The sequence below is a fragment of the Selenomonas sp. genome (assembly GCF_052169755.1).
GTDB lineage: Bacteria > Bacillota > Negativicutes > Selenomonadales > Selenomonadaceae > Selenomonas.
This window is the reverse complement of record NZ_JBQNBV010000022.1, coordinates 1-19,975: the sequence shown is the minus strand read 5'-3', so window position 1 is coordinate 19,975 and position 19,975 is coordinate 1. Positions and strand designations below refer to the sequence as shown.

16 protein-coding genes and 1 pseudogene are annotated in these 19,975 nt (G+C 53.1%); 12 read left to right on the top strand and 5 right to left on the bottom strand.

What is annotated here, in order from left to right:
- Nucleotides 1-38 precede the first annotated feature (38 nt).
- The 12 genes from ylqF (at nucleotide 39) to ACTTKG_RS03010 (ending at nucleotide 15,600) form a co-directional block, all read left to right on the top strand.
- Nucleotides 39-947, top strand: a complete 909-nt coding sequence (gene ylqF / locus ACTTKG_RS03065; RefSeq protein WP_442672788.1) for a ribosome biogenesis GTPase YlqF — start codon at nucleotides 39-41, stop codon at nucleotides 945-947.
- A 14-nt stretch (nucleotides 948-961) separates the two neighbouring features.
- Nucleotides 962-1,708, top strand: a complete 747-nt coding sequence (locus ACTTKG_RS03060) for a ribonuclease HII (RefSeq protein ID WP_442672786.1) — start codon at nucleotides 962-964, stop codon at nucleotides 1,706-1,708.
- A 131-nt stretch (nucleotides 1,709-1,839) separates the two neighbouring features.
- Nucleotides 1,840-3,894 carry a hypothetical protein gene (locus tag ACTTKG_RS03055; RefSeq protein WP_442672785.1) on the top strand — a complete coding sequence of 685 codons (2,055 nt, stop codon included), beginning with the start codon at nucleotides 1,840-1,842 and terminating at the stop codon, nucleotides 3,892-3,894.
- Nucleotides 3,891-4,229 (top strand): EscU/YscU/HrcU family type III secretion system export apparatus switch protein, encoded by a 339-nt coding sequence (locus ACTTKG_RS03050; protein ID WP_442672784.1) that lies wholly within the window; start codon nucleotides 3,891-3,893, stop codon nucleotides 4,227-4,229. The genes ACTTKG_RS03055 and ACTTKG_RS03050 overlap by 4 nt, the downstream gene beginning before the upstream one ends.
- Nucleotides 4,226-4,591: a YraN family protein gene (locus ACTTKG_RS03045; RefSeq protein ID WP_442672783.1), complete on the top strand. Its 366-nt coding sequence runs from the start codon at nucleotides 4,226-4,228 to the stop codon at nucleotides 4,589-4,591. Before ACTTKG_RS03050 ends, ACTTKG_RS03045 begins: the two co-directional genes overlap by 4 nt.
- A gap of 197 nt (nucleotides 4,592-4,788) precedes the next feature.
- Nucleotides 4,789-5,229: a 50S ribosomal protein L13 gene (gene rplM / locus ACTTKG_RS03040; protein ID WP_442672782.1), complete on the top strand. Its 441-nt coding sequence runs from the start codon at nucleotides 4,789-4,791 to the stop codon at nucleotides 5,227-5,229.
- A gap of 25 nt (nucleotides 5,230-5,254) precedes the next feature.
- Nucleotides 5,255-5,647, top strand: coding sequence for a 30S ribosomal protein S9 (gene rpsI / locus ACTTKG_RS03035; protein WP_006192988.1), 393 nt, complete (start codon nucleotides 5,255-5,257; stop codon nucleotides 5,645-5,647).
- A 251-nt stretch (nucleotides 5,648-5,898) separates the two neighbouring features.
- Nucleotides 5,899-7,476 (top strand): type I restriction-modification system subunit M, encoded by a 1,578-nt coding sequence (locus tag ACTTKG_RS03030; protein ID WP_442672781.1) that lies wholly within the window; start codon nucleotides 5,899-5,901, stop codon nucleotides 7,474-7,476.
- Entirely contained in the window at nucleotides 7,473-8,735 is a 1,263-nt protein-coding gene (locus tag ACTTKG_RS03025; protein ID WP_442672780.1) for a restriction endonuclease subunit S, read from the top strand. Before ACTTKG_RS03030 ends, ACTTKG_RS03025 begins: the two co-directional genes overlap by 4 nt.
- 85 nt (nucleotides 8,736-8,820) lie before the next feature.
- Nucleotides 8,821-9,801, top strand: coding sequence for an Abi family protein (locus tag ACTTKG_RS03020; RefSeq protein ID WP_442672779.1), 981 nt, complete (start codon nucleotides 8,821-8,823; stop codon nucleotides 9,799-9,801).
- A 398-nt stretch (nucleotides 9,802-10,199) separates the two neighbouring features.
- Nucleotides 10,200-13,259 carry a type I restriction endonuclease subunit R gene (locus tag ACTTKG_RS03015; protein WP_442672778.1) on the top strand — a complete coding sequence of 1,020 codons (3,060 nt, stop codon included), beginning with the start codon at nucleotides 10,200-10,202 and terminating at the stop codon, nucleotides 13,257-13,259.
- Nucleotides 13,260-13,542: 283 nt separating this feature from the next.
- Nucleotides 13,543-15,600 carry an alkyl/aryl-sulfatase gene (locus ACTTKG_RS03010; protein ID WP_442672787.1) on the top strand — a complete coding sequence of 686 codons (2,058 nt, stop codon included), beginning with the start codon at nucleotides 13,543-13,545 and terminating at the stop codon, nucleotides 15,598-15,600.
- Nucleotides 15,601-15,948: 348 nt separating this feature from the next.
- Here ACTTKG_RS03010 and ACTTKG_RS03005 read toward each other — a convergent pair whose 3' ends face one another.
- The 5 genes and pseudogenes from ACTTKG_RS03005 to ACTTKG_RS02985 form a co-directional block, all read right to left on the bottom strand.
- Nucleotides 15,949-16,821, bottom strand: coding sequence for a DUF3298 domain-containing protein (locus tag ACTTKG_RS03005; protein ID WP_442672777.1), 873 nt, complete (start codon nucleotides 16,819-16,821; stop codon nucleotides 15,949-15,951).
- A gap of 295 nt (nucleotides 16,822-17,116) precedes the next feature.
- Nucleotides 17,117-17,617 carry a methylated-DNA--[protein]-cysteine S-methyltransferase gene (locus ACTTKG_RS03000; RefSeq protein WP_442672776.1) on the bottom strand — a complete coding sequence of 167 codons (501 nt, stop codon included), beginning with the start codon at nucleotides 17,615-17,617 and terminating at the stop codon, nucleotides 17,117-17,119.
- 147 nt (nucleotides 17,618-17,764) lie between these two features.
- Nucleotides 17,765-17,881 (bottom strand): annotated as a pseudogene (locus ACTTKG_RS02995) (BglII/BstYI family type II restriction endonuclease); the annotation flags it as partial.
- Between the two features lie 65 nt (nucleotides 17,882-17,946).
- A complete protein-coding gene (locus tag ACTTKG_RS02990) occupies nucleotides 17,947-19,233 on the bottom strand; it encodes a hexokinase (protein ID WP_442672775.1) in 1,287 nt (428 codons plus the stop codon).
- A gap of 70 nt (nucleotides 19,234-19,303) precedes the next feature.
- Nucleotides 19,304-19,975: HAD hydrolase family protein (locus ACTTKG_RS02985; RefSeq protein ID WP_442672774.1), on the bottom strand; the 672-nt coding region annotated here is incomplete at its 5' end.

Genomic DNA, 19,975 nt, shown 5'->3' with positions numbered 1-19,975 from the left:
GGATTTGGCAAAATCAAGGTCTGAGAGGAATATACATCATGATGGAAAATGACAGGAAAAACGACCTGCCTATCATCCAATGGTATCCGGGTCACATGAAGAAGGCGCGGGAGTTGGTGGAGGCGAATCTGAAGCTCGTTGATGTCGTCGTCGAGCTTCTGGATGCACGGATTCCGGCGGCGAGCGCAAATCCCATGCTGCGTGAGATTGTGGCGGATAAGCCGCGCATCGTGGCGCTCAATAAGAGGGATTTGGCAGATGAGAAGATGACGAAGCGCTGGCTGGATTATTTTTGTGCGCATGAACTTCCGGCGGTGGCACTCGATTCGGTGACAGGAAAGGGGACGCGGGAACTTTTGGCGCTCATCGAGAAAGCGGCGCGGTATCGGACGGAGCGGCTGGTGGCAAAAGGCGTGGCGGCACGCAAGGCGCGAGTGATGATTCTTGGCATACCGAACGTGGGGAAGTCATCGTTGATCAATCGTCTGGCGGGTGCAGCGAAGGCAAAGACGGCGGACAAGCCGGGCGTCACGCGTGCCAAGCAGTGGATCCGCATTGGCGCGGATGTCGATCTCCTCGATACGCCGGGCATTCTTTGGCCGAAGTTTGAGGATCGAGAGGTCGGATTGAAGCTGGCGTTTACGGGTGCGGTCAACGATGAAATTTATGATATGGAAAATGTAGCGCACCTTTTGCTTATGGCGCTGCGGCGCGATCATCCGGAGCGTTTGCAGGAGCGCTTCAAGTGCAAGGATGCGCTGCCGGAGGCGGCTGAGGAGCTTATGGAGATGATCGGGCGCAAGCGCGGTTGTCTGTTGAAGGGCGGACGCATTGATTTGGAGAAGGTGCAGCATATTCTTCTGTCGGAGTTTCGCATGGGGAAGTTTGGCAAGATCAGTTTGGATGCGCCGCCTTTGGATGTGCCGAATGAGGCGTATGGCGGTTAATGGATGGGGAAGAAATGACGATAAAAGAATTGGAGCGCCTTTATGCGGCAGGGCGATGGTCGGCAAAGCTGCAAGAGCAATGTCGGTCGGATACTCGCGCAGGGGTGCAGAAATTGGTGCGTCGATGGGAGCGGGAAGCGCAGGAACGTGCTCGTGTGGAAGCTTTGTATCGTTATGAGTTTTTGGCGCGGGAAAAGGGCTGTACGCTCGTAGCAGGCGTCGATGAAGCCGGACGCGGTCCCTTGGCTGGACCTGTCGTGGCTGCGGCGGCTATTTTACCGGTGGGGCTTTTTTTGCCGCATTTGAATGATTCAAAGAAGTTGTCTGCGAGCGCGCGTGAGCAGCTTTTTTCTGCCATCTTGGAGAGCGCCGTTGCTGTGGAGATCGTGAGCATCTCCGAGAAGATCATTGACGAAAAAAATATTTACCAGGCGACGAAGCAGGGCATGTGTGAGGCTGTTGCCGCATTAAAGCCGCAGCCGCAGCGGGTATTGATTGATGCCGTACCGTTGCAGCTTTCTATGCCGTCTCTTTCACTGGTTCACGGTGACGCGAAGTCTGCGTCGATCGCGGCGGCGTCGATTGTAGCGAAGGTTGCTCGGGATCGCTTGATGTTGGCATACGATGAGGAATACCCGCAGTATGGCTTCGGGAAGCATAAGGGGTACGGCACGGCGGAGCATTTGGATGCTTTGCGAAAGTATGGTCCTTGCCCTATCCATCGACGGACGTTTGAGCCGATTCGTTCGATGGCGACGTAGATTTAATTTACATGAAACCCCAAGAAGTCAAGCCGAAGGCGCAGACGGATTGGCAAGGTTTCTGTAAGGGCGGGGCACAATGTCTACGAAGTGGACGTTTGTGCGTGTAGTTTGCACGGAGGATTCGTTTCATGGCAATGGAAGCAAATGCCGCCAATGCTGCAGGATCTTTGCAGCGCGTACAGCGGCCTCAGACGACGGGATCGACAGATGCCGTAATACGACGCGGGGACGGGGCTTCGTCCTCGCCTTTTGCAAAGGAAACCAATGTTTCGATACGAAACTCCATCGCGGATTTGTCGTCGATTCTTGGAAGAATCTCGCAAGGGCAGGAGGACTCTGTTGAGGTTTTGCCGGATCAGCTGCAAAAGGTGATCCGCAATGTTATGGAGAGTGCGTTTTCTTTACATGCGACCTTGGAAGAGGGGCTGGGAAGTACGACGGAAAGTCAGCGCTTCTCTTTGGAGCAGTTGGGTACATTGTCGCGTATGCTCACACAGTTGGGCGCATTGGCGGAAAAAGGTGTGCAGGTTGGCGATTTCAGTGAGAGTATGCAGACTTTGCTGCAGAATTTGAAGTCGCTTTTGACGGCGCAGGAGGGCGGCGGTTCGTTGGAACCGGCATTGCTCAATAAGCTGTCGTTTCAGTTGCTCGACGCCAAGACTTTGGATGATTTGCCTGTTGCGCTGCAGCAGGCGTTGGCGCTTTTGGCGCAGCAGCAGCCGCAGGGCGGGCAATCGACGAATGAAGCGGGATCCCTTGATTTTCTAAGGTCGCTCGTGCAGTATTTTCTGCCGCGTCCCGGTGAGGAGAGTGCCGCTTTGACCATGCAGGCGCAGACCTCACCCGAGGGCGGCGCCGATGCCGACGGCGGTGCAAAGGCGGCGCAGCAGCAGTCCGCAGAGCAAACGCTGAAGCCTATGGAAGAGCGGGCGCCTGCCGCACAAGGGACAGCGGAGGGGGAAGCGGCGCCGCAGGGAAAAGAGGCGGTGCTGCCGCAGCCTGCAAAAGCTGAAAATGCCGTGCAGCAAGACGCTAAGGGGGCGCAGGCAGGGACGTTGCTGAGCACGGAGGACGGTGCGGCAGAAACAGCGCCCCAAGATGCAGCGGGCAATCGCGTACCGGAAGGCAAGACGCAGACGAATGCACAGCAAGGGCAGAGTGAAGTGCAGCCGCAAAAGTCTGCGGGGCAGGGAACTGCCGCCGAAAGCAAGGGGCAGCCGAGTGAACAAGCGCTGCGCGGCGCTTTGCAGAACGGCAGGTCGTCCGAAACGGCAGTACCGCGCCAAGAGCCGCAGAGCGCGAATCCGCAGCCGACGAGACAGGATGGAGCTTCGCAAAGTGCAGCGCAGGAAAAGCCGCAGCAGCAAGGGCAAAATCCGACGAATCCTTCCGCCAATCTATCGAGCGAGGCGAAGACGTCTGCGCGGCAGACGCCCGTGATGCAAAACACGCCGCAGCTCATGCAGAGCCTGAAAGACACGGCGACGTTCATGTTGAAGAACATGCCGCTTACAGAGAAAGACGCTGCCTTGCTGCGTGATTTTGTCAACAACGGACAAAAGCTCTTGCCGGACAAGGACGCGAAGCAGCTGCAGCTTCTCCTGCGTCTCAGTCAGAACAATATTCCAGCCGCCGTCAATCAAGCCGCTGTGCAGAAGAATCTAGGCGATTTGCCGCGTCTTTGGGCGTTTATGCAGTTGTGCGACATGACGGCGGTGAAGGATATGAAAGCGCAGCAACTCAAGCGAGCGGGCAAGGACGTCGCGGAGTTTGCCGCTTCGATGAAACGGTCGATGGAGGGAGGCAGTCTGTTTCAAACGGATGGCAAGGGCAATACGCACCGTTCGCTGAACTTCATGCTGCCTCTTTATATGGGAGAAGGGGAAAAGCAGAGTTTCCCCGCTTACGCTAATGTCTACAACGAAGAAAAATATTCGCCCGAGGATGGGCAGATGCACAAGGAAACGTGGCTTAGGCTCTGCGTGCTGACCGATCATATCGGAGCGGTTGAGCTCACATGTCAGGTGTACGATGCAAAGAGTCTCAATATGCGCGTACTCTTTTCTGAAGCGTCCGTTGTGGACGAGTTCAAATCATATATTCCGGAATTCAAGGAATCCTTTCGCACCATGACATTGGAGCTTGCCGATCTCAAAGTCAGTGTAGCGGGTAGCAAAGAATGATGAATATGAACATGGAAAATCAAGAACTGTCGGTGCAAGAGCAGGAGAACATCGCCGATAAAAGGGCTGTAGCGCTGCGCTACGAACCGCAGCGACAGCAGGCGCCGAAGGTCGTGGCGAAGGGGCGTGGCTTCGTCGCGGAAAATATCCTCGCGGCAGCGCAGAAAAATGCGATTCCCGTCTATCAAAATAAATCGTTGGTCAACATGCTGATGGCACTTGAACTTGACCGCGAGATTCCGCCGGAACTTTATCGCACGGTGGCGGAAGTTCTAGCCTATGTCTATCGCATAGACAAGCGGCATCAAAATCAAAGGGTGGAGTTGCCCAGATGACGAAGAAAGACTTCGGCGATCAGGGCGAAGAAGCGGCGGCACGGTATTTGGAACAGCACGGCTGCCGCATCTTGGAGCGCCAGTTTCGTGCAAAGGTTGGCGAGATCGACATCATCGCCGAGAAAGGCGGCGCACTGATCTTCGTCGAAGTCAAGACGCGCCGCCCGACGCACTTCGGCGCACCTGCACAGGCGGTAGGACGCACGAAGCAGCAGCGCATTTTTCGCACCGCCTTTTTGTATGTGCAAAAGCATGGATTTGAAGAACGCGCCTGTCGGTTTGACGTCATCGAGATTCTCGCTGCGGGAGAATCGTATACCGTGCGTCACTATGAAAATGCCTTTGAATTTAGCGGCTTCTAAGGACTGCTTTCTGCATCATACAGCAGCATTTATGCTGCTGTATGATGCAGAAAGCAGAAATAAGGCTTGACAAGCCATACCTTTTTGAATAGAATATCTCTGTATGAGCCGTAGCAAGCGCATCCATTAGCCCCGGAGCGCCGACGGATCATCATCTATGAAAATAATGCATTGCAATAAGTTGAGGGAGGATTCGCATGAAGACGACATTTATGGCGAATGCAGCGAATATCGAGCGCAAGTGGTATGTTGTCGATGCTGCCGGTCAGACGGTAGGTCGATTGGCTGCGGAAGTCGCTAAGGTGCTCCGCGGCAAAAATAAGCCGACCTTTACACCGCATGTTGATACGGGAGATTTCGTCATCGTAATCAACGCAGAGAAGGCGGTCTTTACAGGTAAGAAACTCACGGACAAGATGTACTTCCGTCATTCCGGATATCCGGGTGGCACGACGTTCACAGCGGCGGGGAAGCTCATGGAGAAAGCTCCGGAAAAGGTCATTGAAAAAGCGGTGCGCGGCATGTTGCCGAAGAATCGTCTCGGCGCACAGATGTACCGCAAACTCAACGTCTATGCCGGTTCGGAACACCCCCATGCAGCGCAGAAGCCCGAAGCGCTCGCGCTCGACATCCGTTGATTTCTGGAAGGAGGAGCTTTAATCTATGGCATTAGTCAGCTATTACGGCACGGGTCGCAGGAAGACCTCGGTTGCTCGCGTTCGTTTGGTTCCCGGTGACGGCAAGGTCACGATCAATGGTCGCGATATGGAAGAGTATTTCGGTCTCAAGACGCTTGAACTCATCGTTCGTCAGCCGCTGAACCTCACCGATACCGTCGATAAATACGACGTCATCGCCAACGTCAAGGGCGGCGGTGCTTCGGGTCAGGCAGGCGCGATCCGCCACGGCATCACGCGCGCTCTGATGGAGCTGGACGGAGAGCTTCGTCCGGCTTTGAAGAAGGCTGGTTTCGTCACGCGTGATCCGCGTGAGAAAGAACGCCGCAAGTACGGTCTCAAGAAGGCTCGCAAGGCCTCGCAGTTCTCGAAGCGTTAAGCAGCAAGAACCGAATAGAAAGTTACAAAAGCCCGTCAGTCCAGTACTGGCGGGCTTTTTCGCTTATCGCGACGTGCTGAATTTGTCCGTGAGATTGACAAAATGCGCTGATTCTCGGCTTGAAAGTTACGTACAAGTTACAAGAAAATGACAGCGCCCTGTTCTGATTTGTCGGATTTCCTTTGCATGGAGCAGGACAAAGAGAGAGTCAGCGCGAAGTATAAAAAGATACTGATTGCGGAGGCGATACGATGGACAACAAGAAGGAAATGGAGCGGGCGGAGCTGCATCGGGCGATCTGGCAGATTGCGAACGATCTGCGCGGTTCGGTGGATGGCTGGGATTTCAAGCAGTATGTCTTGGGCACGCTCTTTTATCGCTATATCTCGGAGAAGCTGACGAATTACCTCAACCATGAGGCGCATGAGGCGGGGGATATGGCGTTTGATTATGCCGCACTGTCCGATGAAGAGGCGGAGACGGAGCGCGAGAATCTCGTAGAGGAGCAGGGATACTTCATCCTGCCGAGCGAGCTTTTTGCCAATGTGCGAAAAAGTGCGCCGACGAATGAAAACCTCAATGAGACGCTGGAAAAGGTGTTTCACAACATTGAAGCCTCGGCGACCGGCACGGCGAGCGAAAACGATCTCGCGGGGCTTTTTGAAGATCTCGACGTCAACAGCAACAAGCTCGGCGCTACGGTGAAGGAGCGCAATGCAAAGCTCGTGAAACTCCTCGACGGTATCGGCGAAATGCAGCTTGGGCACTACCGGGACAACACGATCGACGCTTTCGGCGACGCCTATGAATATCTCATGGGCATGTACGCTTCGAACGCTGGTAAGAGCGGCGGCGAATACTATACGCCGCAGGAAGTCTCCGAGCTTCTGACGCGCCTCACGGTCATCGGCAAGGCGCGGGTGAACAAAGTATACGATCCTGCCTGCGGCAGTGGATCTTTATTGCTGAAGTTTGCCAAAATTCTCGGCAAGGAGAATGTGCGAAACGGCTTTTACGGGCAGGAGATCAACATCACGACGTACAATCTTTGCCGCATCAATATGTTCCTGCATGACATCAATTTCGATGACTTCGACATTGCGCGCGGCGACACGCTGACCGATCCGCAGCATGATGCATTCGAGCCGTTTGAGGCGATCGTTTCCAATCCGCCGTATTCGATTCGATGGGTGGGCAAGGAAAATCCTCTGCTCATCAATGATCCGCGTTTTGCGCCTGCGGGTGTGCTTGCGCCGCCGTCGAAAGCCGACTTCGCCTTCATTCTGCACGCGCTCGCTTGGCTGGCGGCGAATGGTACGGCAGCGATCGTTTGCTTCCCCGGCATCATGTATCGCGGCGGCGCGGAGAAGAAGATTCGCCAGTACCTCATCGACAGCAATTTCGTCGATGCCGTGATCCAATTGCCGGACAATCTCTTTTTCGGCACGAGCATCGCGACCTGCATCATGGTGCTAAAAAAGTCGAAAGCGGATACGACTACGCTCTTCATCGACGCTTCGAAGGAATGCATCAAGGTCACGAACAACAACAAGCTCACGCAGGAAAATATCGAGCATATCCTGCAGATGTATACTGACCGCGCGGATGTCGCCCACACGGTGCGCCGCGTCCGAGGCGAGGAAATTGCCGCTGAGGACTACAACCTCTCCGTCAGCACTTACGTCGAGCCGGAAGACACGCGCGAAGTCATCGACATCGTGGCGCTCAATGCAGAGATTCGCGAGATCGTTGCACGAGAAGAAGTGCTGCGGCGTGAAATCGACAAGATCATTGCCGAGATCGAGGACGAGGAGGGCATCGCGCTATGAGCAGGCTGAGGGAGTTGATGGAAGAGCTTTGCCCGAATGGGGTGGAGTATAGGAAGCTGGGGGAATTTTTATCTCGTCATACAGGGATGGCAATTACCGCAGGGAAAATGAAAGAATTGCATATACCGAATGGTGAAATTCGTATATTTGCGGCAGGAAATACTTTTGCGGATGTTAGAGAAAGTGATATTGATAAATCGGCTGTTATAAGAGAACCAGGTATTATTGTGAAATCACGTGGTAATATAGGATTTGAATATTATACAAAACCCTTTTCGCATAAAAATGAAATGTGGTCATATACATGTTGTGACAATGCGACTTCTTTGAAGTATGTTTATTATATGCTAGAAAAAAATGCAACGTATTTTCAAAACAAAGCAAAGATGGGAAAGTTGCCACAAATTTCTATCGTGGATACAGAAAACTATGAAATTCCCGTCCCGCCATTAGAAATTCAAAATGAAATCGTAAAATTGTTAGATAATTTTACGGAACTTACAGCGGAACTTACAGCGGAACTTACATTACGGAAAAAGCAATATAATTTTTACCGCGACAGCCTTTTGAATTTTGTCCGTGTGGATGATACAATTATTCAGACAGACAGACAGACAGACAGACAAGCTCAAAGAATAAGTAAATTTGGGCTGTGGCAAAAAGCGTTTGAGGTTGAATGGAAGGCTTTAGGAGAGGTTGCTTATTACGTTAGGGATAGAATTGAAACCAAGAATATCCATGTTGACAACTATGTAGGTGTTGAAACTTTATTACAAGATAGAGCGGGGAGACGTGTTGCGGACAGTCTTCCAAACGTACATACATCCATAGCATTTACTCACAACGATATATTGATAGGAAATATTCGTCCGTATCTAAAAAAGATATGGATGGCGAATTGCAGTGGGGGAACGAATGGGGATGTATTAACCATTCGGCTAAATGAAGGCGAAAAAATCCTTCATCGGTATTTGTATTATACATTGTCATCTAATCAGTTTTTCCATTACGATGTAACATATTCTAAAGGCACTAAAATGCCTAGAGGAGATAAAGGCGCAGTAATGAAATACCGTATCCCCGTCCCGCCGCTCGAAGTTCAGCAAAAAATCGTCTCCATCCTCGATCGTTTCGACGCCCTATGCAACGATCTCACAAGCGGCCTTCCCGCCGAGATCGCCGCACGCAAGAGGCAATACGAACACTACCGCGACAAACTGCTGACCTTTCCAAGAAGCAAGCTCGAAGAGTGCAGCTGATTGGCGAAAAGGTTGTTTCTATGCATATTGTTATAAGAATATATATTTGGTATAATAGGCTTATGGAAAATGGCAGGAGGTTCTTATGAGTTATAAAACCACGGATGGTTTGATGCGTCATCTTCGCGATAAGGGCATAGCGGTTTCTGGGAGTACGCAAAAACGCCAACTGATCAATACAGGATATTTTCATGGCTACAAAGGGTATCGGTTTTTTCATCGTGCAGGAAATAGTCTGCCATTTACTTCGTATGGCGAGGTATATGCGACGATTCGATACGATGCAGCTCTGAAATCTTTGCTGTATGGAAAGGTGATGTTTATCGAAACTGCAGTCAAGAATATTGCGGTGGAGGCGATTCTTACAAAGGTAAGGTCGGAGAGCATCCAAGTGATGTGTGATCGTGCGGTCAGTGGATATCATAATTCGCCAGTTGGAGCGAATGTGGAAAAAAAGAGAAAACTACAGCAAGCAAAGCTTAATTTGCAAAACGCGATTCAGTCGAGTCTTGCAAAAGAATATCGAAGAGGAAATCCTAAAATAACGCATTTCTATGATAATGCGAATTATTCGGGTGTTCCTATTTGGGCTCTTTTTGAGATCATGACAATGGGAGATTTTGGATTTCTTTTGTCATGTTTGACGTATAATGTGCGTGATGATATTTCCCGTAGAATCGGATTGAATTTGGCATATGATACAGATCGGCAGCTTGTCTACAAGTATATTTACATGCTAAAAGATTTAAGGAATGCAATCGCGCATAACGCGGTGGTTTTTGATACACGCTTTCGAAGTGTTGATCCCAATAGAGCCGTGAGGCAGTGTTTGCTGCAAGAAATCGGTCTGTCCTATGTGAATTTCAAGACGATTGGCGACTATATCATTCTCGTGTGCTATTATCTAAAAATCCTGCATGTACCTAAGACGGAGATTAAAGCATTCGTTAGAGAGTTTGAGAACATTAGGGATGACTATGTCAAATCAGTGAATCCCGCAGTTGCAGCAATCGTGATCCATAGGGACTTATCTGCACGAATGACTGCACTTAAAGCGTATATTTAAGCTTGCATATTTTCTTGGTCGGTAGTATAATAAGAACACAAATTGGGGTATGTGTTTGCGGACGCATACTTGAGAGAGTCGGAGAGATCTGGCTCTCTTTTTTTGTAGGAGCGAAACGATGGGAGTGCAGGACAAAAGCAGTCCTTTCACGAAATACGAGATAGAATATTGGAATAATAGAGGGATTAGGGGAATAATAAGGGACGCGCTGATAAAATGAGGTCGCCCAGATTTGCACAGATGCACTGTATCTATCGATGAGACAAACCACAGGCGTAGCGGTGCTACGTCGAGGATTTGTCGCCGACGGGAGGACAGCGCAGATGTGTGAAGGTGGGATGCTGAATTTATCAGTGATTCCTAAGAAGGAAAACCTACGAAAGAAACGAGGGATACTCATGTACTATAACCTGATTGCAAGCGCAGAAGAGAGCACGGTGCTCTCCCAGTATGTTTGCGAGGAGCGGGCGCCGTATGCGGCGTATCAGTCGGAGGCGACGCTTGAGCGGGCATTGATCGGGCTGCTGGAAGAGGAAGGCTATACGTATCTTCGGATTCATGACGAGGCGGAGCTGCTCGCGAATCTTCGCGAGCAGCTTTCGGCGCTCAATGACTATGCGTTCAGTGATGCGGAGTGGGAGCGGTTTTTTAAGGCGTCGATCGCGCCTGCGGGCGACGGCATTGCAGCGAAGACGCGGCGCATTCAGACGGATTACATTCAGAATCTTCGGCGCGATGACGGAACGACGAAGAACATCAAGCTGATCGACAAGGAGAACATTTACAACAATCGTTTGCAGGTCATCAACCAATATGCGGTGGAGGGCGGTGCGGGCGCTCAAGCAGAGAATGCGGCGGCTCATGCGAACCGCTACGATGTGACGATTCTCGTCAACGGCTTGCCGCTCGTGCATTTGGAGCTGAAGCGGCGCGGTGTGGAGATTCGGCAGGCGTTCAACCAGATCAACCGCTACCAGCGCGACAGCTTCTGGGCGGGTGCGGGGCTGTATGAGTATGTGCAGGTGTTCATTATTTCGAACGGGACGAATACGAAGTATTATTCCAATACGACGCGTGCGAGCCATATCCGCGAGATGGATGCGGCGGGGCGCAGGGCGAGCAGGAAGACGAGCAACAGTTTTGCGTTTACGTCGTTTTGGGCGGATGCGAGCAACCGCCTCATCACCGATCTCATGGATTTTGGACGCACGTTCCTTGCCAAGCATACGCTGCTTGCCGTTTTGACGCGCTATTCGATCTTTACGACGGAAGAGGTGCTGATGCTTATGCGTCCGTACCAGATTGCGGCGACGGAGCGCATTTTGTCGCGCATCAAGATCGCGTCGAATTATAAGACTTGGGGCAAGATCGAGGGCGGCGGCTATATCTGGCACACGACGGGCTCGGGCAAGACGCTGACTTCGTTCAAGACGGCGCAGCTTGCCGCAGGGCTGCCGGATATTGACAAGGTGCTCTTTGTGGTCGACCGCAAGGATCTTGACTATCAGACGATGAAGGAGTACGACCGCTTTGAAAAGGGCGCGGCGAACGGCAATACGTCGACGCGCGTGCTCGCGGGGCAGCTCGCGAATGATGCGGCGCGCATCGTCGTCACGACGATTCAGAAGCTCGCCATGTTCATCAAGCAGAACAAGACGCACGCGATTTACGGCAAGCATGTCGTGCTGATTTTCGATGAGTGCCATCGCTCGCAGTTCGGAGACATGCACACGGCGATTGCGAAGGCGTTCAAGAAGTATCATATCTTCGGCTTTACGGGCACGCCGATTTTCGCGCCGAATGCGTCGGGCGCGGGCAAGCCTTCGGCGCGGACGACGCCGCAGCTTTTCGGCGACAAGCTCCACACCTATACGATTGTGAACGCCATCAACGACGGCAATGTGCTGCCGTTTCGCATTGATTACATCAACACGATGAAGAGCAAGGCGGAGATCGAGGACAAGGAAGTGCGTGCCATCGACCGTGAGAAGGCGCTTGCCGCGCCCGAGCGCATCCGTGCCGTGACGGAATATATCCTCGCGCATTTCGATCAGAAGACGATGCGCGGCAAGGCGTATTCGCTCAAGGGACAGCGCGTGCTGGGATTCAATTCGATGTTCGCGGTCGCGTCGATTCCTGTCTGCATGAAATATTACGAGGAGTTCAAGCGTCAGCTTGCAGCGGCGGGGCGCGACCTTGCGGTTGCGACGATTTTCAGCTATGCGGCGAACGAGGACGATCCCGAGGACGCTTTGCCCGATGAGGATTTTGATACGGCAGGGCTTGACCGCACGAGCCGCGACTTTCTTTCGGACGCGATTGCGGACTATAATGCTCGTTTTTCTACGAATTTTTCGACGGACGGAGATTCCTTTCAGAATTATTACAAGGATCTTTCTCAGCGCATGAAGAAGCGTGAGATCGATTTGCTCATCGTCGTCAATATGTTCCTCACGGGCTTTGATGCGACGACGCTCAACACGCTTTGGGTGGACAAGAACCTCAAGTACCACGGGCTGATTCAAGCGTTTTCACGCACGAACCGCATTTTGAATTCGGTCAAGACGTTTGGCAATATCGTTGCTTTTCGCAATCTGGCGAAAGCGACGGATGATGCAATCTCGCTTTTCGGTGATGAGAATGCCGAGAGTGTCGTGCTGCTGCGCGGCTTTTGCGACTACTATGACGGCTATGACGATGCGAGCGGCCGTCATCACAAGGGCTATGCGGAGCTTATCTTGGAGCTGCGCGAGAAGTTTGCTGTCGGTGAGCCGATCTTGGGCGAGCAGGCGCAGAAGGATTTCGTGCGCATCTTCGGCAGCATTCTGCGGCTGCGGAACATTCTCACGGCGTTTGACGATTTTGAGGAAAATGATCCGCTCCTGCCGCCGCGCGATTTGCAGGATTACCAGAGCATGTACTTGGACATTCATCGCGAGATGACTGGCGCAGGAAATGCGGAGAAGGAGAACATCAACGACGATGTCGTGTTCGAGCTGGAATTGATCCGGCAGGTGGACATTAATATCGATTACATTCTGCTGCTCGTGGAGAAGTATCATGCATCGAACGGTTTGGACAAGAGCATCATCGGCGCGATCGACCGCGCCGTCGGCGCAAGTCCTGAGCTTCGGAGCAAGAAGGAGCTGATCGACGGCTTCATCGCGACGGTCAATACGAGTACGAAAGTGATGGAGGACTGGCGCACCTATGTCGATGCGGAGAAGGAGAAGGCGCTTGAGAAAATCGTGCAGGAGGAGAAGCTGAAGCCCGAGGAGACGGAGAAGTTCGTCCGAAGTGCGCTGCGCGACGGCAGGTTCAAGACGACGGGCACGGCGATTGATACGATCCTGCCGCCCGTTCGCCGCTTCGGCGGCGCTCGCGCCGAAAAGAAGGCGGGCGTCATCGAAAAGCTCAAGACGTTCTTTGCGACTTTTATGGGGCTGGTCGAGGAGTGACGGGGCAGTTTGCTTGAACGCACCGACAAAATGAAGTTCGCCAGATGTACTCCGTCGGTTGAAGATGGATAAACTTTTTTCTATGGTATTCACTGCGGGCATATCGCTTTTCAAGATCTTGCGTTTCAATCGGTGCTTCTCTTGCAGCTGATTTATGATATAATAGTATAAGCGTATTGGTTCGTTTTAAAGTACCATGTATATTGGGATGTATATGAAAGAACCGCGGAGAAGCGGATTTTGGTATGGTATGCGATATGGGGAGGGAGAAACATTGAAAAAGATGGCAACGGGAAAGGTGATTCTTTCACTGACGGCTGCAATCCTGCTGGCTGCCGCGCCCTGTGGGGCGGCGGATATGGAGGCGGGAGAGGGAAGCGGCGCGGCGGCAGAGGAACTGACGCCGGATTCAAAGGGTGCGACGGAATTTACCCGACAAAAGAACGAGTCTGTTTATAGCCTGTTGGATTTTGCTGACAGACAGGAAGCGGAATTTGCCCAAAGAGGGCGGATTGCCTCGCCTGAAAAGCTGGAGATCAAGGATTCCTACGGCAATATCGTATGGAGCCAGAAAGCGTATAGTTTTCTGGAAGACGCAGTGGAAAGTCCCGATACCGTCAATCCGAGCCTTTGGGAAAATGCCAAAAACAACCATGCCTATGGTCTTTTCGAGGTGGAAAAGGGAATCTACCAAGTGCGCGGGTACGACATGGCGAATCTCACCCTTGTGGCGGGCGATACCGGCTGGATCGTACTCGATACGACGATGGGCATCGAATGTGCAGGGGCAGCTCTCGATCTTGTCGAACAACATCTCGGGGAGAAACCGATCAAAGCAGTCATTATCTCGCATCCTCATATTGACCATTTCGGTGGTGTCGGGGCTTTCGTGAACGATAAAACGGTTGCGGACGCCTCCCTTCCTATCGAGAAGCAGCTTGCAGGAGGCAAGATTCCGCTCATCGTTCCAGAAGGATTTACCACTCATGCGGTGGAAGAGAATCTTTATGCGGGCAAGGCCATGGGGAGGCGTGCAAACTATCAGTACGGTACGCTTATCGACAAATCCCCGACGGGCGCGCTGTCAATCGGCATCGGCATGGGGCAGTCCAAGGGGACGGTATCCTTTGTCGTGCCGTCGTACGAGGTAAAGAAGACCGGCGAAAAAATCACGATTGACGGCGTGGAGATGGAATTCCAGCTGACGCCCGGAACGGAAGCTCCTGCCGAGATGAACATATACTTCCCGCGCTACAAGGCGCTCTGGGCTGCGGAGAACTGCACGGCAACGCTCCATAACCTGTACACTCTGCGCGGCGCTGAGGTGCGCGACGGAAATGCATGGGCGAAATATATCATGGAAGCGATGTCGCGGTACGCCGATCGATCGGAGGTTGTCTTCCAGTCGCACAACTGGCCGCATTGGGGCAAAGAGGTCATCCGCGATTATATGCTGAATACCGCTGCGGTATACAAGTACATCAATGATCAGTCATTGACCTATATCAACCAGGGGTATAACGGCGTGGAAATCGAAAATATGCTGCAGCTGCCGGAGCGGCTTTCTAAAAATTGGTATACAAGGCCGTATTATGGGACGCCGGCGCACAATGCCATGGCGGTCTATCAGAAATATATGGGTTACTATGACGCCAACCCGGTGAACCTTTGCAGGCTTCCTGCCGAGCAAAGCGCGAAGAAGATGGCACAATATCTGGAGCTTGGCAGCATGGACGCCTGCCTTGCGCAGGCGAGGCGGGATTTCGCCAAGGGGGAATACCAGTGGGTTGCCGAATTCACTAATCAGCTCGTATTCGCGGATCCTTCTAATCGGGAGGCAAGACTTCTCTGTGCAGACGCGCTCGAACAGCTGGGCTATCAGGCAGAATCCGGCACATGGCGCAACTGCTATCTGACCGGTGCGCTTGAACTGAGGAAGGGCAATAGGACAAAACGGCCCAGGAGCGGCGGTGAATTTGGCCGTGCTCTCATGCGCCAGCTTACACCGGAGATGGCATTCGACTACATGGATATCCTGCTGGATAAGAAGGCTATGGCAAACCGGGATGCCGAGATTCTTTTCCATATCGAAGATCTCGGCAAATATTACAGAGCCTATCTTGTGGACGGCGTCCTTCTCCATGCTGAGGATGCGGGAAAAGCTCCTGCGGACACGACGGTTGAATGCAGCTCCAAGACGATGCTCCTGCTGCTCATGGATTACGATGCATTTGCCCGGAAGGCAAAAATCGAGGGAGATGCAGCCTTGCTGCAAAGACTGGCGGCCAATCTGACTGAGCTCGATCGGAAATCCGGCATGTTCAATATTGTGGAGCCGTGACAGCAGCAACGGTTGGCTCACTGCCCAGTTGCTGCTAAATAAAGGAAAACCTCAAATGGGAGTATGTCGATATTGCCATGAGAACCTAAGAAGTCAAGCCACGGAGGCAGACGGATTGGCCAGGTTTCTGTAAGGCGTGAGGACATATGTACAGGGTGACGTTTTGATGTGCCATCACTGAAATCGGGTGCGAAAACAAAACATGCCGTTTCGCGTGATGGCTGAACATATGTCCTGAAAGTTTATTCGGCATACACCGTGTGAAGAGCTGCGATTGCGGTGATGGATGCCGGCGTGCAAAAATAGCAGGCGCGGTCTGTAGCCAAACTACAGATCGCGCCTCCTTTGTCATTTCAACGGATAAGCCTTGGTGAAAAGCCTAGGGGCGTCCTCGCGCTTGATGGTGAGTGTGAAGTCGCCGGAGGCATAGGGCGCGAGGGCGTAGGGTGAGTAGAGAAAGACGAGTTCGCCGCGCGTGCCCATGTACCACGAGAAGGTATCGAGTCCTTTTTCGGCAGGATGGATCCGTTCTAACTGCTTGTCAATGTCATACGCGAAGAGCTCCTCTTCACGATTTGGGTATTGGGTGCGGAAGGCGGCGGCAAGTGCTTGGAGCAAAGTCTCGCGGTTGGAGACAATCGCAGCGAGGCCGACTTCTTTTCCTGTCTTTGCGTCGAAGGTCATGCCGCCCTTGCCGTGCATCGGGTGTGCACCGCCGGCGTAGGAGATGCCGAAGAGGCAGAAGCTGATCATGTGTTCATCGACGCGTCCCCACTTCGCGATGACGGAGTAGTCGAAGTAAGCAGTCTCTTTGAGAAAGTCGCGTCTAAGGTCGTCTTTTTTGCATTCATAGGTAAAATCGAAGCCCTTTTTTGCATCTTGCGCTTCCTGTTTGCTCCAAGTATCAAGACTGTGTGCGAGAGCAGTGCGTCCTTCACCGTTGATGCGAAGTATCGGATGGCTGCTGTAGGTCACGCACTTGCCGGCGGCGTTGCAGGCTTCAAGACGATGGTCTTCGACGATGAGCCATGAAACGGGGGCTTCGACGGAGCGGTCGTTGTATTCGCTGTTCGCTGTTTTTGCCGGACGTGTATACTCTCTGATCGTGTCGGGCTGCACCGCTGCATGGGCGGCGGTGGGGGCGAGAGAGACGGCGCTTGGGAGAGGTGCGAGTGAGGAGAGCAAGAGAGCGGCTAGGATGGGGGATGCAAGTTTTTTCATAAAGAAACCTCCAAGCTGTGAAAAAAATTATGCGGATACCTAAGGGAAAATTTTGTTTGCCTGTCATTTACTACAGTATGCTTGCTCGGGTTTTCGCTCATATAAGGAATGAATGGTACAAGGGCATTCGCAAAGGATGTTGAGAATCAGGAAAAGGAGATGAAGTCTTATGAAACGAGCAGTAAAGGTCGTGGTATTCAGAAATAACATTATGCATTAAAATCATAAAAAAGAGATTTGAGAAAATATTTTCTTGAAAGGAAAACTTCGAGTAACCGCGTCGATGGCATGGGGATCAAGGGACAAAGAAGCGCGTCATATCTACGCCTTCAAGCTCTAAGAGTTTCACCTTCTTGTCGATGCCGTCGGCATAGCCGGTTAGGCTGCCGTTCGTGCCGACGACGCGGTGGCAGGGGACGATGATGGAGATCGGGTTGTGCGCGACTGCGCCGCCGACGGCGTGAGCGGCTTTTTTCATGCCGATGCGGGCGGCGATTTCGCCATAGGTCGTCGTTTCTCCGTAGGGAATCGAAAGGAGGACGTCCCAGACCTTTTTGCGAAACGGCGTGGCTTTTGGCGCGAGCGGCGGCAGAAAGTTCGGCTTCTTGCCGCTGAAATAGAGATCGAGCCAACGGAAAGTCTCTACGAATATGGGGAGGCTTTTTTGCTTGTGCTCATCTTCGAGTGTGGCGGCGAAATATTTCTGTCCGTCGAACCAAAGTCCGACGAGGGATGTGCCGTCGCTGGCGAGGGTGATGGAGCCGAACGGCGACGCGTAATGCGCTGTGTATTGCATGAGGGTGTTTCCTTTCGTGCGTGCATGAAATGCTGCACTTACGTTTTGGACGCTGGAGGAAGTTTTTATGAGAGAATATTCGCTAGGGAATAGAGAACGGCTGAACATATGTCCTGAAAGTTTGCGGAGCAAGGGTTTACCGTTTTCATCATTGATTTCGCGAAATATGTCGTTGAGTTCCGCTGTGCGTGTCACGATGGCGCCGACGTCAATCAAACCACAGTCGAAATATGTGCGCATAGCGAGAAGATCACGATCAAAAATAACACGATGCGTTTGTATGGAAAACCATCCCGTGCATTTGAAAACTGCACGGGATGGTTGATGGCTTATCCTTCCATCGTCATGGCGGCGGCTAGGGCGGCGCCGAGGGCGGAGCCGGTGTTTTCGAGGACGATGTGGATCTTTTCGGCGTCGTCGCCGAGGAGGGCTGCGAGTGCTTTCTTGAGGTTTTCGGCGACGAGGGGCATCTTCTCATAGACGGAGCCGTCGATGGCGATATGCTGCTCCGGGATTGCCGCGCCATGTGCGCGATGGCGCACGATGCCTGCGAAGGTCGCGGCGACAAGGCGGGCGGAGCGGGCGATGATGACAGCGGCGAGGGTCTGCAGCAGGTGCAGCTCAAGCGCGGTGAACTTCTCGCCGGTCTTTTCTTCGAGGATGGCAGCGGCTTCGTGGCGGTCGAGGTAGGCGTCGGCGACGATGGTGGAAAGGTCGATGCTCGTGAAGGAGAAAGGATCGTTCTTGCCGAGGATGTCGGCGAGCGCCTCGCCGTAGATTTCGCCGAGGTAGCGTCCTGAGACCATCTTTTCCATGTGCTGTGCGCCGGGCTTTTCAGAGGTTTCGTCGATGTGCCTGTCATATTTCGTCGGGCGCAGTTTGCCGAAGCCGCCCGATTCCATGTTGATGACGGTGGGTGGCTCGGAGCCATCGTTGAACTCCTCGAAGTAGCAGGTGTTCTGACCCGTGGCGTAGATCGAGCCGATGTAGGCGTTCGGCTTTTTGTAGGCGGCGGCGAGGAGCGTGGCGACGGTGTCGTTGATGACGGCGACGGGGATGACGTTTCGTGCGCCGCGTCGTGCGAGGGCTTCCTTCAGCAGGTCGTTGACGACCTTTCCCTCGACGCCTTGCGTCGCGAATTCCTTCGTCCAAGTGATGAGCTTGGCGTTGTAGAGGTTGGTCTGCACCGATGGGAAGGAGAAGGTGTGACCGAGCAGGTATGTCGTCGAGCGATTGCTCTCGATGGCTTCGTCGATGAGTTCGGCGAGGAAGTCGAACATCTCCTCGGCGGTGGCGCTTTCTGCCACATAGTCGTAGATGCCCGGCTTGGTCAGGGGCTTTGCCACCTTCTTGATGACCTGGTACCTGCCGCCGCCGTGCAGGAGGATGTGCAGAGCGCGTACGTTCGTGCCGCCGAAGTCGAGCGCGAGGAAATCGCCGATTTCCTTGCCCGTCGGCAGGGCGACGTAGGAGCGCAGCATTCGCAGTGTGGAATCTTCGCCCTTAAGTCCCGTCTGCATCTCCGCCTCGAAGGCGGCGGAAATCTTCTGAAGCTCGTCGTCGCTGATGCTGAAGGCGGCGAGCACCTCGTCGTATTTCTTCTTGTCCATAGTCATGGCTGCTCCTCCTCGTATACTATGTTTTGTAGGCAAGACGACATCGCCTCGCCTACAGAAAGATCTTCTTTTATACTAAATATTGTTTCAGCATGGCTCCGACGCTGGAAAAAGCCTGCTTCGCCTGCTTCTGAATCGCTTCTCGTGCCGTCGTCAGCGTATAGCCGTCGAATGCTTTGAGCATCGGCAGGTCGTTCGTTTCGTCGCCGATGGCGAAGATTTCTGCACCGTCCCAGCCCATGACGGAGAGCAGTGTGCGTATGCCCTGATCCTTGCCGACGCCGACGGGCGTGATGTCTAGGCTGCAGGCGTTCGGGTAGGCGTGGATCTTCGCGCCGAGTTTCGCGTTGAGCGCGGCGGCGCAGGCGTCGGATTCGGCGGGAAGCGGGAAGCCCATAGAAAATTGCTGGATCTTCTTGAGCGTGCCGATCTCGGCTTCTTCGATGTAGATGATAGGGAAGTCCCATTCCTTTGCTTCGCGCTCGATCCACGAACCTTCCGACTGGTGGCAAAGGTATGTCACATCGGCTGCCGAAAAGGCGAAGTGGAAGGATTTCTGCGCCAAAGGTTCCTTGGCGATTGCCGCCAAGGCGGCAGGCTCGATCTCGGCTTGGAAGCGCACGTTTTCTTCTGCGTCGCGAATGATGCCGCCGTTGTTGCAGACCGTATAGTCAAATTCCAGTCCGAACGCGCGAAGCTGTGGTACGAGTATACCGTAGTCTCGTCCGGAGACGACGCCGAA